The organism is Pseudomonas sp. 43A, assembly GCF_013363935.1.
GTDB lineage: Bacteria > Pseudomonadota > Gammaproteobacteria > Pseudomonadales > Pseudomonadaceae > Aquipseudomonas > Aquipseudomonas crudilactis.
The window spans coordinates 6,704,735-6,718,607 of the sequence record NZ_CP054880.1; the positions used below are offsets into that span (position 1 = coordinate 6,704,735).

16 protein-coding genes, 1 other RNA gene and 1 pseudogene are annotated in these 13,873 nt (G+C 60.6%); 6 read left to right on the forward strand and 12 right to left on the reverse strand.

Going from position 1 to position 13,873, the window contains the following annotated elements; all coding sequences use genetic code 11:
• Positions 1-79: 79 nt before the first annotated feature.
• From HUW52_RS30575 to HUW52_RS29720, 10 genes and pseudogenes are all read right to left on the reverse strand, one after another.
• Positions 80-157, reverse strand: a pseudogene (locus tag HUW52_RS30575) (DUF4381 domain-containing protein); the annotation flags it as partial.
• 75 nt (positions 158-232) lie between these two features.
• The gene (gcvH, locus tag HUW52_RS29680) at positions 233-616 is read right to left on the reverse strand and encodes a glycine cleavage system protein GcvH (protein WP_016983816.1); all 384 of its coding nucleotides are present in this window, start codon (positions 614-616) and stop codon (positions 233-235) included.
• A 49-nt stretch (positions 617-665) separates the two neighbouring features.
• Entirely contained in the window at positions 666-1,748 is a 1,083-nt protein-coding gene (gcvT, locus tag HUW52_RS29685) for a glycine cleavage system aminomethyltransferase GcvT (protein ID WP_016983817.1), read from the reverse strand.
• A 156-nt stretch (positions 1,749-1,904) separates the two neighbouring features.
• Entirely contained in the window at positions 1,905-3,521 is a 1,617-nt protein-coding gene (locus HUW52_RS29690; protein ID WP_175555590.1) for an iron ABC transporter permease, read from the reverse strand.
• 243 nt (positions 3,522-3,764) lie between these two features.
• The gene (locus HUW52_RS29695) at positions 3,765-4,769 is read right to left on the reverse strand and encodes an extracellular solute-binding protein (protein WP_016985925.1); all 1,005 of its coding nucleotides are present in this window, start codon (positions 4,767-4,769) and stop codon (positions 3,765-3,767) included.
• A 246-nt stretch (positions 4,770-5,015) separates the two neighbouring features.
• Entirely contained in the window at positions 5,016-6,233 is a 1,218-nt protein-coding gene (locus HUW52_RS29700) for a 2-octaprenyl-3-methyl-6-methoxy-1,4-benzoquinol hydroxylase (RefSeq protein WP_175555749.1), read from the reverse strand.
• 9 nt (positions 6,234-6,242) lie between these two features.
• Positions 6,243-6,728 (reverse strand): DUF4442 domain-containing protein, encoded by a 486-nt coding sequence (locus tag HUW52_RS29705; protein WP_095049393.1) that lies wholly within the window; start codon positions 6,726-6,728, stop codon positions 6,243-6,245.
• A complete protein-coding gene (ubiH, locus tag HUW52_RS29710) occupies positions 6,721-7,908 on the reverse strand; it encodes a 2-octaprenyl-6-methoxyphenyl hydroxylase (RefSeq protein WP_175555591.1) in 1,188 nt (395 codons plus the stop codon). Before ubiH ends, HUW52_RS29705 begins: the two co-directional genes overlap by 8 nt.
• Positions 7,905-9,239, reverse strand: a complete 1,335-nt coding sequence (gene pepP / locus HUW52_RS29715; RefSeq protein ID WP_175555592.1) for a Xaa-Pro aminopeptidase — start codon at positions 9,237-9,239, stop codon at positions 7,905-7,907. The genes ubiH and pepP overlap by 4 nt, the downstream gene beginning before the upstream one ends.
• Positions 9,240-9,266: 27 nt before the next feature.
• Positions 9,267-9,827, reverse strand: a complete 561-nt coding sequence (locus tag HUW52_RS29720) for a YecA family protein (RefSeq protein WP_016985920.1) — start codon at positions 9,825-9,827, stop codon at positions 9,267-9,269.
• Between the two features lie 130 nt (positions 9,828-9,957).
• Between HUW52_RS29720 and HUW52_RS29725 the strand changes: the two genes are divergently transcribed.
• The 4 genes from HUW52_RS29725 (at position 9,958) to HUW52_RS29740 (ending at position 11,375) form a co-directional block, all read left to right on the forward strand.
• A complete protein-coding gene (locus HUW52_RS29725) occupies positions 9,958-10,167 on the forward strand; it encodes a TIGR02449 family protein (RefSeq protein ID WP_007911197.1) in 210 nt (69 codons plus the stop codon).
• Positions 10,164-10,481: a cell division protein ZapA gene (locus HUW52_RS29730; RefSeq protein WP_007967943.1), complete on the forward strand. Its 318-nt coding sequence runs from the start codon at positions 10,164-10,166 to the stop codon at positions 10,479-10,481. The genes HUW52_RS29725 and HUW52_RS29730 overlap by 4 nt, the downstream gene beginning before the upstream one ends.
• Positions 10,482-10,511: 30 nt before the next feature.
• A non-coding RNA gene (ssrS, locus tag HUW52_RS29735) (6S RNA) lies at positions 10,512-10,690 on the forward strand.
• A 79-nt stretch (positions 10,691-10,769) separates the two neighbouring features.
• Positions 10,770-11,375 (forward strand): 5-formyltetrahydrofolate cyclo-ligase, encoded by a 606-nt coding sequence (locus HUW52_RS29740; RefSeq protein WP_016985918.1) that lies wholly within the window; start codon positions 10,770-10,772, stop codon positions 11,373-11,375.
• 36 nt (positions 11,376-11,411) lie between these two features.
• Here the strand turns inward: HUW52_RS29740 and HUW52_RS29745 are convergent, their stop codons facing one another.
• Complete coding sequence (locus HUW52_RS29745) at positions 11,412-11,567, reverse strand: hypothetical protein (RefSeq protein WP_016985917.1); 156 nt, start codon at positions 11,565-11,567, stop codon at positions 11,412-11,414.
• 198 nt (positions 11,568-11,765) lie between these two features.
• Between HUW52_RS29745 and HUW52_RS29750 the strand changes: the two genes are divergently transcribed.
• Complete coding sequence (locus HUW52_RS29750; protein ID WP_175555593.1) at positions 11,766-12,218, forward strand: EVE domain-containing protein; 453 nt, start codon at positions 11,766-11,768, stop codon at positions 12,216-12,218.
• 115 nt (positions 12,219-12,333) lie between these two features.
• Here the strand turns inward: HUW52_RS29750 and HUW52_RS29755 are convergent, their stop codons facing one another.
• Entirely contained in the window at positions 12,334-12,741 is a 408-nt protein-coding gene (locus HUW52_RS29755) for a flagellar basal body-associated protein FliL (protein WP_026000663.1), read from the reverse strand.
• Between the two features lie 150 nt (positions 12,742-12,891).
• On the opposite strand from HUW52_RS29755, the gene HUW52_RS29760 reads away from it, so the two are divergent.
• The gene (locus HUW52_RS29760) at positions 12,892-13,869 is read left to right on the forward strand and encodes an NADPH:quinone oxidoreductase family protein (RefSeq protein WP_175555594.1); all 978 of its coding nucleotides are present in this window, start codon (positions 12,892-12,894) and stop codon (positions 13,867-13,869) included.
• Positions 13,870-13,873: the final 4 nt, after the last annotated feature.

Here is a 13,873-nt window from a genome sequence, read left to right on the forward strand (position 1 = left end):
GCGCTCGGCGTCAATGCAACACGGTCAAACCAGCATAGCAGCCCATGCCAAGGCTAAATTTTCAAGATCAACACTGACCCTGTGGGAGCGAGCTTGCTCGCGAAAGCGGTGTGTCAGTCGCGGAAGATGTTGAATGTAAAACCGCCTTCGCGAGCAAGCTCGCTCCTACAGGGGATTTGTGCCGCCCATGAAAAAGCCCCGACGGGTCGGGGCTTTGGGTATTGCTTAACGCTTACTCGCCGATGGCAGCCTTGTAGGCAGCGGCATCGAGCAGCTTGTCCAGCTCAGCCTTGTCGGTTGGCTTGAGCTTGAAGATCCACGCGCCGTACGGGTCGGAGTTCAGCAGTTCAGGCGAACCACCCAGCTCGTCGTTGACGGCAATCACTTCACCGCTGATCGGCGAATAGATGTCCGACGCGGCTTTCACCGACTCAACCACACCGGCCTGATCTTCGGCAGCGAACACCTTGCCTACTTCAGTCAGCTCGACGAACACCACATCGCCCAGCGCTTCCTGCGCGTGATCGCTGATGCCCACGGTGACGGTGCCGTCAGCTTCCAGACGTGCCCATTCATGACTTTCGGCAAAACGCAGTTCAGCGGGGATATTGCTCATCTTCGGTGTCCTCGGGAATTGGGTCAGCGGTCATGCCCGCCAAAAAAGGTTAGATCAAAGTTTTGCCATGGCGTACGAACGTCGGTTTGACCACCCGTACCGGGTACCACTTGCCACGGATTTCCACTTCGGCGCGGTCGGCGGTTGCCATCGGCACACGCGCCAGGGCAATCGATTTGCTTAGCGTAGGAGAGAAACTACCACTGGTGATCTCCCCTTCGCCAACATCAGCGATACGAACCACCTGATGAGCGCGCAAAACACCGCGTTCTTCCAGCACCAGGCCGACCAGTTTGTGCGCAACTCCGGCGGCTTTTTCCGCCTCCAGAGCAGTGCGACCGATGAACTGGCGCGTGGCCGGTTCCCAGGCAATGCTCCAGGCCATATTCGAGGCCAGCGGCGAAACGTCCTGATGAATGTCCTGACCGTAAAGGTTCATCCCGGCTTCGACGCGTAGCGTGTCACGGGCGCCGAGGCCGATCGGGGAAATGCCGGCGCCGACCAGATCGTTGAAGAACCCCGGCGCCTGACTGGCTGGCAGGCAGATTTCCAGACCATCTTCACCGGTATAACCGGTACGGGCGATGAACCAGTCGCCGTCGGTATAGCCTTCGAAGGGTTTGAGGTGCTGGATCAGCGTGGCGCGCGACTGGGTGACCAGTTCGGCAATCTTGTGCCGGGCCTGCGGGCCTTGAATGGCGAGCATCGCCAGTTCGGCGCGTTCGTGCAGTTGCACGTCGTAACTACCGCGCTGCGCGTTCATCCAGGCTAGATCCTGATCGCGGGTCGAAGCGTTGAACACCAGACGATACGCATCGTCGAGGCGGTAAACGATCATGTCATCGACGATGCCGCCGCGCTCATTGAGCATGGTGCTGTACAACGCACGGCCGGGGCGGTGCAGACGATCAACGTCATTGGCCAGCAAATGCTGCAGCCAGGCCTTGGCCTGGGTACCGGTGACGTCGATTACGGTCATGTGGGAAACATCGAATACCCCGCAATCGCGACGCACCTCGTGGTGCTCCTCGACCTGCGAGCCGTAATGCAGGGGCATGTCCCAACCGCCAAAATCGACCATCTTCGCGCCAAGGGCGAGATGCAGGTCATACAGAGGCGTACGCTGTCCCATGGGTTTCTCCTTCCGGGCGTGGCGAAGGTGCGGACAGTCGCTGCACAGCGTGAAAGCCTCGTAATAGAAGGCTTTCAACCAATTTCAGCGAAAAGATCTGTCAGACGAACCGCACCGAATGCCGCGCATTGTAGCCGCATGATTCAGGACTCACTACTAAGTGTTTCTATGGGCAGAGCGGCGAATCAGGCCGATGACCGGTAACAACCCGACCAGAACCAGGGTCAGCGCCGGCAATGACGCCCGTGCCCATTCGCCTTCGCTGGTCATTTCAAAGATGCGTACGGCCAGCGTGTCCCAGCCAAACGGGCGCATCAGCAGGGTCGCGGGCATTTCCTTGAGCACATCGACGAACACCAGCAGCGCCGCGCTCAGCGTGCCGGGCAGTAACAGCGGCAGATACACTTTGAAAAACAGTCGCGGCCCACTGACACCCAGGCTACGTGCCGCTTCGGGCAAAGATGGCCGTATACGCGCCAGACTGTTTTCCAATGGTCCATAAGCCACGGCAATAAAACGCACCAGATAGGCCATCAACAATGCCGCCAGACTGCCGAGCAGCAACGGCTTGCCGGCGCCGCCAAGCCAAGCGGAGAGCGGAATCACCAGTTCGCGATCCAGATAACTGAACGCCAGCATGATCGACACCGCCAGCACTGAACCCGGCAAGGCGTAGCCAAGATTGGCCAGACCAACTCCAGAGTTGATCGCCCGAGTCGGCGCCAAGCGCCGGGCAAACGCCAGCAGCAGCGCAACGCTTACGGTAATCAGCGCCGCCATGCCGCCCAGATAAAGGGTGTGCAGAATCAGCCCGGCGTAGCGTTCATCGAGATCGAAACGCCCGCGCTGCCAGAACCAGACAACCAGTTGCAGCACCGGAATCACGAAGGCGCAGGCAAACACCATTGCGCACCAGCTCATTGCCGCGAGCGCCTTGAACCCGCGTAAGTGATACAGGGCTTTGACCCGTGGCCGCTCGTTGCTCGCCCGATTGGCGCCACGCGCACGACGCTCGCCATACAGCACCAGCATCACCACCAGCAGCAACAGACTCGCCAGTTGCGCCGCACTCGGCAGGCTGAAAAAGCCGTACCAGGTCTTGTAGATGGCCGTGGTGAAGGTGTCGAAGTTGAACACCGACACTGCGCCGAAATCAGCGAGGGTTTCCATCAGCGCCAGCGCTACGCCGGCGCCAATCGCAGGACGCGCCATTGGCAACGCCACTCGCCAGAAAGCTTGCCACGGCGACTGACCGAGTACTCGCGCGGCTTCCATCAGGCCTTTGCCCTGCGCGAGAAACGCGGTGCGCGCCAGCAGGTAAACGTAGGGATAGAAGACCAGCACCAGCACGATGATCACCCCGCCGGTGGAGCGCACGCGCGGCAGGCGCAGGCCTGTGCCGAACCATTCACGCAGCAGGCTCTGTACGGGACCGGCGAAGTCGAGCAGGCCTACGAAAACGAAGGCCAGCACGTACGCGGGGATGGCGAACGGCAGCATCAGCGCCCAGTCGAGCCAGCGCCGGCCGGGGAATTCACAGAGGCTGGTGAGCCAGGCGAGGCTGACGCCGAGCAGCGTCACACCGACACCGACGCCAACGACCAGCGTCAGGGTGTTGCCGAGCAGACGCGGCATCTGGGTTTGCCACAGGTGCGACCAGATTTGTTGGTCGATGGCCTGCCATGAGAGCAGCAGAACGCTCAGCGGCAACAGCACCAGCGCGGCGATGGTGAAGACGATGGGGTACCAGCGGCGTTGGGCGTGGTGGGCCACTTTTGGGTCTCTGGAGGGAATGGGGTGTTCTTGGATGAGGTGTTTCAGGTTGAGATTGCTGCCCTCACCCTAACCCTCTCCCAGAGGAGAGGGGACTGACCGAGGTGCTCTTTCGATTTACGCCGACCTGAATTATCGAGCCGAACTCAAGTGTCGAAAACAACACAAGTCGGCTCCCTCTCCCTTGGGAGAGGGCTGGGGTGAGGGGCTGGTTTTTGAATCAAACAAATCTTTCGAAACGATTCAGTTCCAACCCGCCCGATCCATCATCCGGATCGCCTCGGCCTGACGCTTGCCCGCCACTTCCACCGGCAAGGTATCAGCAATGAACTTGCCCCACGCCGCCACTTCTTCGGAAGGCGCCACCGCCGGGTTGGCCGGGAATTCCTGGTTCACGTCAGCAAAAATCTTCTGCGCCTCAGGCGTGGTCATCCACTCGACCAAAGCCTTGGCCGCTTCCGGGTGTGGCGCATGCTTGGTCAGACCGATGCCCGACAGGTTTACGTGTACGCCACGATCCGCCTGATTCGGCCAGAACAGTTTTACCGGCAGCTCCGGCTTCTGCTTGTGCAGGCGACCGTAGTAGTAAGTGTTGACGATGCCGACGTCGCACTGGCCGGCGTTGATCGCTTCCAGCACCGCTACGTCATCGGAGAACACGTCGGTGGAGAGGTTATTCACCCAGCCCTTGAGGATTTCCTCGGTCTTCGCCGCGCCGTGGACTTCGATCATGGTCGCGGTCAGCGACTGGTTGTAGACCTTCTTCGCCGTGCGCAGGCACAAGCGCCCTTCCCAGTTCTTGTCGGCCAGGGCTTCGTAAGTCGTCAGTTCACCCGGCTTCACCCGTTGAGTCGAATAGGCGATGGTCCGCGCGCGCAGGCTCAGGCCAGTCCAGGCATGAGTCGAAGAGCGATATTGCAGCGGAATGTTGGCGTCGATGGTTTTCGAGGTGAACGGCTGGAGAATGCCCATCTGCTCGGCTTGCCAGAGGTTGCCAGCGTCGACGGTAAGCAGCAGGTCGGCGGTGGCGTTTTCACCTTCGGCCTTAATGCGCTGCATCAGCGGCGCTTCCTTGTCGGTGATGAACTTGATCTTCACCCCGGTCTTGGCGGTGTAGGCATCGAACACCGGTTTGATCAGTTCATCGATGCGCGACGAGTAAACCACCACCTCATCAGCGGCCTGAGCGGTTGTACTGCCGATCAGGGTCAGGGCCAGTGCGGTCAGAAGACGCTTGGGTGCCAACATGGGAGTGGTCTCTCGGTCGGAAAATGTGGGCCAAATGATAAGGACTCACATTTACCACCTCAATCGAAGTCTTTTTGAAGGAGTTACCAGATGTTGCACAGCCTGAAATCTTTGGTGTCGGCTCTGGCCCCTTCGCGAGCAAGCTCGCTCCCACAGGGTTTGATGTGTTCACAAAAATGATGTTTCACACCGACCACTGTGGGAGCGAGCTTGCTCGCGAAGAGGCCTTCAGCCTCAATACAGATGTCAGGCCTTGGCGAGTGCCGGCAGATCCCCGGTCAACCCCAACGCCTCCCGCACAAACAACGCCTTCGCTTCGGGCATCTGCTCCACCAGCTTCAAACCGGCATTCCTCAACCAGCGCACCGGCAACGGATCCGCCTGGAACAACCGCTCAAACCCTTCCATCGCTGCCATCAGCGCAAGGTTATGCGGCATGCGCCGACGCTCGTAACGGCTCAGCACTTTCACATCCGCCAGACGCTCACCGCGCTCCGCCGCTTGCAACAGCACTTCGGCCAGCACCGCCGCATCAAGGAAGCCAAGGTTCACACCCTGCCCCGCCAACGGATGAATGGTGTGCGCCGCATCGCCAATCAGCGCCAGACCTTCGGCCACATAACGTTTGGCATGCCGCTGACGCAGCGGTACGCACAGTCGCGGATCGGCACTGATGACTTCGCCGAGACGGCCTTCAAAAGCGCGCTCCAGCTCACGACAGAAATCCGCTTCGTCCAGCGCCATCAAGCGCTCGGCCTCACTCGGCGTGGTCGACCAGACAATCGAGCACCAGTCCTGCTGCCCGTCACGTTCCAGCGGCAGAAACGCCAGCGGCCCGTGATCGGTAAAGCGCTGCCACGCGGTCATCTGGTGCGACTTGCTGCTGCGCACGCTGGTAACGATGGCGTGATGCAGGTAATCCCACTCACGCGTCGCCACACCGGTCAGACGTCGCACTGCCGAGTTGGCACCGTCAGCGGCAATCACCAGCGGCGCGCGCAACTGTCGACCATCGGCCAGCGTCAGCAGCCAGTCATCACCGGAGCGACGCATCTGTTCCAGCCGCGCATTGGCCAGCATGCCCAGATCGCAATCGTGCAAACGGTCGAGCAAGGCATCCTGCACCACACGGTTTTCGACGATGTGGCCAAGCACCTCGGCATGCACGCTGCTCGCCGAAAAGTGAATCTGCCCGGTGCCGCTGCCATCCCACACGTGCATGTCGGTGTACGGGCTGCTGCGGCGTGCGGCGATGCCATCCCACACACCGAGGCGTTCAAGAATGCGCTGGCTCGCCGCTGACAGGGCGCTCACGCGCGGTTCAAACGCAGCTTCAGCGTCGAACGGTTTGACGCTCAGTGGGCTGCCGTCGAGCAGCAGGACTTCGAGCCCGCTGTTCTGCAACGCCAACGCCAGGGCGCTGCCGACCATTCCGGCTCCGACAATCAGCAGATCTGCGCGCATGTCCATGCTTTAAGCCTGTCTCGCTTGCGGCTTGAGCCGCACATAAAGGGTTTTACCGACCCGCGCCACCAGATTGCCGGCGCCGTCATGAATGTCGACCTGCAACTGCGGCAGGTACTTCTCGCCATTGGCGGTTTGCCGGCGAATCTCGGCGAGCAAGGTCTCGTCGATATTGAACCGGGCGAACACCGGGCCTTTGCCCGGTGCAATGAAATCGATGTCGGCAGCCTTGTCCCAGACGATGTACTTCGAGCCAAGGTTTTCCATGAGCATCAGCATGAAGAACGGATCGACCATCGAATACAGACTGCCGCCAAACTGCGTGCCGACGTAGTTGCGGTTGTACCAGCCAAGGCCCATCGACACCTGAACGTCGCGGAAATCATCGCTGATGTGCCGAACGCGTACGCCAGCGCCGAGGTAGGGCGGGTAGAACGTCATCACCCAGCGCATCAACCGCGCCTTGCCGAATTTAGCGGTCAACCACTTAAGCATCCGGACGCGTTCCCAAACCCATGGCCTGACGCGCAAACCAGCGTTTGGCCGGCGGCAACAGGTCGAGACCGAGCAAACCGATGTTGCGGCCCAGCGACACCAATGGCTGCGTGCTGCCGAACAGCCGCGTGACCTGATCGGAGAAACCGACGGTAAGGTCCTGATCAAGACGCTGACGCTCGCGATAAGCCTGCAATGTGGCGAAGTCGCCCAGCGGCTTATCGCTGGCCAGCAGCGCAGCGGCCAAGGCATCGGCGTCACGCAGCGACAGATTGAAACCCTGCCCGGCGATCGGGTGCAGGCTATGCGCGGCATTACCGAGCACGGCCAGATGCGAACGCACTTGCTCTTCGGCCTCGACCAGCGTCAACGGGTACAAATGTCGCGCGCCGACCTGTTTCAGCGTACCGAGGCGATAACCGAATACGCCTTGCAATTCGCTGAGGAAATCGCGCTCGCTCAAATCGGCCAGACGCTGCGCGTCCATACCCAGACGGGTCCAGACCAGAGCGCAGCGGTTCTCCGGCAGCGGCAGCAGCGCCATCGGCCCTTCGTCGGTGAAGCGCTCGAAGGCCATGCCGTTGTGCGCTTCGCTCGGGGTGATGTTGGCGATCAGCGCGCTCTGGTTGTACGGACGCTTGCGCACGTTGATGCCCAGTTGTTCGCGCAGCCCGGAGCGCCCGCCATCGGCAAGTACCGCGAGATCGCATTCAAGCGTGGTTTCATCGTTGAGGGTGAGGCGATAGCCATCGGCCAGCGGCTCCATGCGCGTGACTTCCGCCGGGCAGCGCCAGCTGATCACGTCTTTGTCGATGTGCTGCCAAAGGCACTGGCCGAGCCAGGCGTTTTCCACCACGTAACCGAGTGCCGGCACGCCCTCTTCCATCGCCGACAAACGCGCGGTGGAGAAGCGGCCACGGTCGGAAACGTGAATCTGTTTGATCGGCTCGGCACGGCGGGAGATTTCCTGCCACACGCCCAAGCGTTGATAAATCTGCCGCGAACCGAAGGACAGCGCCGACGAACGTGCGTCGTAGCTCGGCTGCCAGCTGTCGCCGGGGGCAAACGGCTCGATCAGCACGATCTTCCAGCCACGGGACTTGGCCCCGGCCTGCAAGGCCAACGCCAGACTGGCGCCGACCAGACCGCCACCGATGATTGCCAGATTGACTCGACTCATGCCGCGTGTGTCCTTGCTTGCGCCATCAGCGCTTCGATTTCAACGACGGTTTTCGGCACGCCGTGGGTGAGGATTTCACAACCGGTTTTGGTCACCACCACGTCGTCCTCGATGCGCACGCCAATGCCGCGCCATTTCTTCGCGACGTTTTGATTGTCCGGGGCGATGTAGATGCCCGGCTCGACGGTCAGCGCCATGCCGACTTCCAGCACGCGCCATTCGCCGCCGACCTTGTACTCGCCGACGTCATGTACATCCATGCCCAGCCAGTGGCCGGCGCGGTGCATGTAAAACGCCTTATAGGCTTCGCTGGCGATCAATTCGTCGACCTCGCCTTGCAGCAAACCGAGTTTCACCAGCCCCGTGGTAATGACTCGAACCGTGGCTTCGTGCGCCTGATTCCAGTGCTTGTTCGGGGCGATTTCGGCGAACGCTGCTTCCTGCGAGGCCAGGACCAATTCGTAGATCGCTTTCTGCTCGGGCGAAAACTTGCCGTTGACCGGCCAGGTACGAGTGATGTCGCTGGCGTAGCAATCGATCTCGCAACCGGCGTCGATCAACACCAGATCGCCGTCCTTGAGCAACGCGTCATTCTGCTGGTAATGCAGGATGCAGCTGTTGCGCCCGGCGGCGACGATCGAACCGTAGGCCGGCATCTTCGCCCCGCCCTTGCGGAATTCGTAGTCGAGTTCGGCTTCGAGGCTGTACTCGTGGAGCCCAGCCCGACTGGCCTGCATCGCACGGATATGAGCCTGCGCCGAAATCCGTGCGGCTTCGCGCATCACCTTCACTTCTGCCGCCGATTTATACAGGCGCATGTCGTGGAGCAGATGATCCAGGGCAACGAATTCGTTCGGCGGCTGGGCACCGAGGTGCGCCTTGGAGCGGATCACGTTGATCCAGTCCATCAGGTGACGATCAAATTCGGGGTTGCTGCCCATCGCCGAATACACCCGGTCGCGGCCTTCGATCAGGCCCGGGAGGATGTCGTCGATGTCGGTAATCGGAAAGGCGTCGTCGGCACCAAAGTCGCGGATCGCGCCTTCTTGCCCCGCGCGCAGACCGTCCCACAATTCGCGTTCGGCGTTGCGTTCACGGCAAAACAGTACGTATTCGCCGTGCTCGCGGCCGGGCATCAGGACGATGACAGCCTGCGGCTCGGGAAACCCGCTGAGGTACTGGAAGTCGCTGTCCTGACGATAGACGTGCTCGACGTCGCGGTTGCGAATGGCCACCGCGGCGGCGGGCAGGATCGCGATGCTGTTGGGTTCCATCTGCGCCATCAGGGCCTTGCGGCGACGGCTGTATTCCGCTTTCGGGATATGGGTCATGGGCAGATGGCTTTCCCTGGCACGCGATTAATGCAGCGACGGCTTGGCGGCTGGCGGCACGTCGGTTTTCTTGGTTTCCGAGAACAGCAGCAGCGGCGCGACGCGCAGGTACTCCATGACTTCCATGTAGTCGGTTTCGCCGTCTTCGGATTCTTCGAGGGCGTCTTGCACTTGGGAAATGGCGGCCAGATCCTGCAGCACTTCGGTGGCTTCAGTGCTGAGCATGCTGCTGTCGCGGCAGTTCAGGCCGAACCCGCTGAGGAAGCCCTGGCACCACTCGCCCAGTGCAGCGGCGCGGTCGGCCAGCGGCGCGTCATCGGTCGGCAGCAGCAGAACGACAGTGACGTCGTCGCCGGTCAGCTCGCCTTTGACCATCTCTTGCAGGCCGATCAGGGCGTTGCGGACGTTGTCCTGGATGTCGCCTTCGAGCAGTTCGGCGGCGTCGATCAGCCAGCCTTCGTTATCGAAGCCGGCACCGGCGCAACTGCGCCCGAGCAGCACGCCGTGCAGTTCGGCAGGCGAGACGTTGTGGCCGCTGGAGGTCAGCAGGGTGGCAAAGGCTTGGTACGGGGAATTCGCAATGGTCATGGGCAGCTAGGCGCCAGACGGCGCTATGTCTAGAATGAAGGCCTTGTATCCTACATCGACAGACTCGCCAAGACTATTAAAGGCTGTCCGCCAGCTATCCCATCAGACAGACTCCAACTCAGTGGACACAATGGAAGACACCGACCTGCAAGCGCTGATGGCCAGACTCGAACTGCTGATTGGCCGAGTCGAGCAACTAAAGAGTCAAAATGCACTCTTACTAGCTCAGGAAAAGACCTGGCGCGAGGAACGCGCTCACCTCATTGAAAAAAACGAAATCGCCCGGCGTAAGGTCGAATCGATGATTTCGCGCCTCAAGGCCCTGGAGCAAGACTCATGAGTTCAAGCAATAGCGTCACCGTGCAGATCCTCGACAAAGAGTATTCGATCATCTGCCCGCAGGAAGAACGCAGCAATCTGGTCAGCGCCGCGCGTTATCTGGATGGCAAGATGCGCGAGATCCGCAGCAGCGGCAAAGTCATTGGTGCCGACCGTATCGCCGTGATGGCCGCGCTGAACATCACCCATGACCTCTTGCACAAAGAAGAGCGCCCGGATATCCAGGCCAGCGGTTCGACCCGTGAACAGGTGCGTGACTTGCTCGATCGTGTCGATCTGGTGCTCGCCGACGATCCGGACATCAGCAAGGGCTGATTCGCCAGGCCGCTTGAGGTATACTCGCCGCACTCCCTGGGGTGCTTGCCAGTTGACGATGTCCCTGAGCCGATTCGCACTACCCTGGAAGTTGCACGTTGGGCTGGTGTGCATGTCCGCCAGACGGAAAGCCTTAAAGTCTACTGCATCTTCCACCTTGAACTTTCGGGTTCAAGGGCTAAGTTGACAGCGGTTCATCCGGGGAGCCTGATTCGAATCCGATGTCGGTGAATGCCGACATCGGATTTTTTATGCGTACGTTTTCGTCCAACCTGCCGAAGCCGAACCATGACCGAACCCGCGCTGCTGCCCCGCCCGCAACTTCGTCGCCTGCTGCGCAAGGCGCGCCGCGCGCTCACGCCGGGCGAGCAACGCCAAGCGGCCAAAGGCCTGTTCCGGCAATTGGCCCAAGACCCGCACTTTCGTCGGGCGAAACACATTTCCCTGTACCTGCCCACCGACGGTGAAATCGATCCGCGCCTGCTGCTGCGTGAAGCCCAGCGCCGAGGCAAAGCCACGTACCTGCCAGTGCTCAGTGCCTGGCCGCGAACCAAAATGGTCTTCCAGCGCATTCGCCCCGGCGAGAAGCTCAAAGCCAATCGCTTTCGCATTCTTGAGCCGCGGGCCAATCTGGCCAGGCAACGCAAGGTCTGGGCGCTGGATCTGGTGTTGTTACCGCTGGTGGGTTTTGACGACGTCGGCGGACGCCTGGGGATGGGCGGCGGATTTTACGATCGCAGCCTCGCGTATCTGGCCCGGCGCCAGAACTGGCGCAAGCCGACGCTATTAGGGCTGGCTCATGAATGTCAGAAGGTCGAACGCTTGGCGCAAGCAAGCTGGGATGTACCGTTGCAAGGCACGGTCACCGATAAGGCGTGGTATTTCGCGGGATAGGACGCCGCACGGAACAGCGGCGTCGAGAAAGCAGTTTCAGCGCTTGAAAGCGGTCGACTGTTGAACCTGTTGCGCGACTTCAATCGGCGCATCGGCCTTGTTCGACCACAGGCTCTGCGCGTAACCGGTGGTCACGACACCCAAGCCAAACAAAATTACCAAAGTCCATAGTAAATCCGGTTTGCGTTTCATCGATTGCCCCCCTCAAGGCACATCATCACGATGACAGCAGCGGTTTCCGTTTGTAGGCCGTGCAGCAGCGTCAAGCTTTAAAGGCCGGCATTTTGCGGCAACGTGAACCTGTGCGCAAACGCTGACGTCAACCGACTGTCGGTTTGTCATAAAATTGCCCGACAACCTGCCCAATGACCGTTTCAGGAGCAAAAAACCATGGCCTATTGGCTGATGAAGTCCGAGCCCGACGAACTTTCGATCAAAGGCCTGGAAAAACTTGGCACAGCGCGCTGGGACGGGGTGCGCAACTATCAGGCGCGTAACTTTCTGCGGGCGATGGCGGTGGGCGACGAGTTCTTTTTCTACCATTCCAGCTGCCCGGAGCCGGGAATTGCCGGGATTGGCAAGATTATCGAGGCGGCGTACCCGGATCCCACCGCACTGGAACCGGAGAGCCATTACTTCGATCCCAAGGCTACTCCGGAGAAAAATGCCTGGAGTGCGATCGATGTCGAACACGTCGAGACGTTTGCCCGGGTGTTGAAACTGGATTATCTGAAGCAGCAGACCGAGTTGGCCGAGATGCCGTTGGTGCAGAAGGGCTCGCGGTTGTCGGTGATGCCGGTGACGGCGGAGCAGTGGGCTGCGGTGATTGCGCTTAAACCCTGAGGGAAATGTCGCCTGAAACATTGCCATCGCGAGCAGGCTCACTCCTACAGGGGAACGCATTCCAACTGTAGGAGCGAGCCTGCTGGCGAAGAGGCCCGCCCGGACAACAAATGACTTACTGAATGATCAGGTTGTTGAACAACAGATCTTCAACCACCGGCTTGCCGGTCTCGTCATTCATCACTTGCTGGGTCTGCTTCAACGCTTCCTGACGCAGCTTCTCTTTACCCTCGATGCTGCCCATCGCCTCGGTGGTCTGCTGAGTGAACAGCGCCACCAGTTGATTGCGGATCAGTGGTTCGTTGGCCTTGACCAGTTTGCTCGCCTCTTCACCGGTCACACGCAGTGCCACATCGGCCTTGTAGACCTTGAGCTTCGGCGTGCCGTCCAGCCCGTAGTTGCCCACGAACGGCGGGCTCAGGGTGATGTAGCTTACCTTCGGCGCCTCGCCTTCTTTGGCTTCTTCGGCCAGCGCTGCCACAGGCAGAGACAGGGCCAGCAACAACATGATCCACGCTTTCACAATTCGCTCCTTATCCGGTTTGCGGCCTAGCATAACGACCCGCCGCGCAAGCACAAGCTTATGGCTGACTATCAGGGCCGGGCATGCTCGTTGACCCGTTGACTGACACACCTACACTTATCGGCCATCACTCCCAAAGGAATAGCCCTGATGAAAGCCGTGCTGTGCAAAGCCTTCGGCCCTGCCGAATCGCTGGTGCTGGAAGACGTCGCCAGCCCTGTCGCGAAGAAGAACGAAATCCTGCTGGACGTGCACGCCGCCGGGGTCAACTTCCCGGACACGCTGATTATCGAGGGCAAGTACCAATTCAAGCCGCCCTTCCCGTTCTCACCCGGTGGCGAGGCGGCTGGCGTGGTGCGCGAAGTCGGGGAAAAGGTCAGTCACCTCAAGGTCGGCGACCGCGTTATGGCCCTGACCGGCTGGGGCAGTTTTGCCGAACAGGTCGCGGTGCCGGGCTATAACGTGCTGCCGATTCCGCCGTCGATGGATTTCAACATCGCTGCCGCCTTCAGCATGACCTACGGCACCTCGATGCACGCGCTCAAACAGCGCGCCAATCTGAAAGCAGGCGAAACCCTGCTGGTGCTTGGCGCATCCGGTGGCGTCGGCCTCGCGGCGGTGGAAATCGGCAAAGCCATGGGCGCCCGCGTCATCGCTGCCGCCAGCAGCGCGGAGAAACTGGCGGTGGCCAAAGCTGCCGGCGCCGATGAGTTGATCAACTACAGCGAAACCAGCCTCAAGGACGAAATCAAACGCCTCACCGACGGCCAGGGTGCCGATGTGATTTACGACCCGGTCGGCGGCGATCTCTTCGATCAAGCCATCCGCGCCATCGCCTGGAATGGTCGTCTGCTGGTGGTCGGCTTCGCCAGCGGTCGGATTCCGGAGCTGCCGGTCAACCTTGCCCTGCTCAAAGGCGCGGCGGTGCTCGGCGTGTTCTGGGGTTCCTTCGCCCAGCGCCAGCCGCAAGACAACGCGGCGAACTTCCAGCAGTTATTCGGCTGGTTTGCCGAGGGCAAGTTGAAACCGCTGGTGTCGCAGGTCTATCCGCTGAGCAATGTGGCGCAGGCGATCAATGATCTTGGCCAGCGCAAGGCTGTCGGCAAGGTGGTGGTGCAGGTTCGCTGAGACT

Coding starts and splice junctions, on each gene's coding strand:
- HUW52_RS29750 (WP_175555593.1), top strand. CDS start 11,766: ATGGCCTATTGGCTGATGAAGTCCGAGCCCGACGAACTTTCGATCAAA.
- HUW52_RS29760 (WP_175555594.1), top strand. CDS start 12,892: ATGAAAGCCGTGCTGTGCAAAGCCTTCGGCCCTGCCGAATCGCTGGTG.
- gcvH (WP_016983816.1), bottom strand. CDS start 616: ATGAGCAATATCCCCGCTGAACTGCGTTTTGCCGAAAGTCATGAATGG.
- HUW52_RS29720 (WP_016985920.1), bottom strand. CDS start 9,827: ATGACCATTGCGAATTCCCCGTACCAAGCCTTTGCCACCCTGCTGACC.
- HUW52_RS29695 (WP_016985925.1), bottom strand. CDS start 4,769: ATGTTGGCACCCAAGCGTCTTCTGACCGCACTGGCCCTGACCCTGATC.
- ubiH (WP_175555591.1), bottom strand. CDS start 7,908: ATGAGTCGAGTCAATCTGGCAATCATCGGTGGCGGTCTGGTCGGCGCC.
- HUW52_RS29725 (WP_007911197.1), top strand. CDS start 9,958: ATGGAAGACACCGACCTGCAAGCGCTGATGGCCAGACTCGAACTGCTG.
- HUW52_RS29700 (WP_175555749.1), bottom strand. CDS start 6,233: ATGCGCGCAGATCTGCTGATTGTCGGAGCCGGAATGGTCGGCAGCGCC.
- HUW52_RS29745 (WP_016985917.1), bottom strand. CDS start 11,567: ATGAAACGCAAACCGGATTTACTATGGACTTTGGTAATTTTGTTTGGC.
- HUW52_RS29740 (WP_016985918.1), top strand. CDS start 10,770: ATGACCGAACCCGCGCTGCTGCCCCGCCCGCAACTTCGTCGCCTGCTG.
- gcvT (WP_016983817.1), bottom strand. CDS start 1,748: ATGGGACAGCGTACGCCTCTGTATGACCTGCATCTCGCCCTTGGCGCG.
- pepP (WP_175555592.1), bottom strand. CDS start 9,239: ATGACCCATATCCCGAAAGCGGAATACAGCCGTCGCCGCAAGGCCCTG.
- HUW52_RS29730 (WP_007967943.1), top strand. CDS start 10,164: ATGAGTTCAAGCAATAGCGTCACCGTGCAGATCCTCGACAAAGAGTAT.
- HUW52_RS29705 (WP_095049393.1), bottom strand. CDS start 6,728: ATGCTTAAGTGGTTGACCGCTAAATTCGGCAAGGCGCGGTTGATGCGC.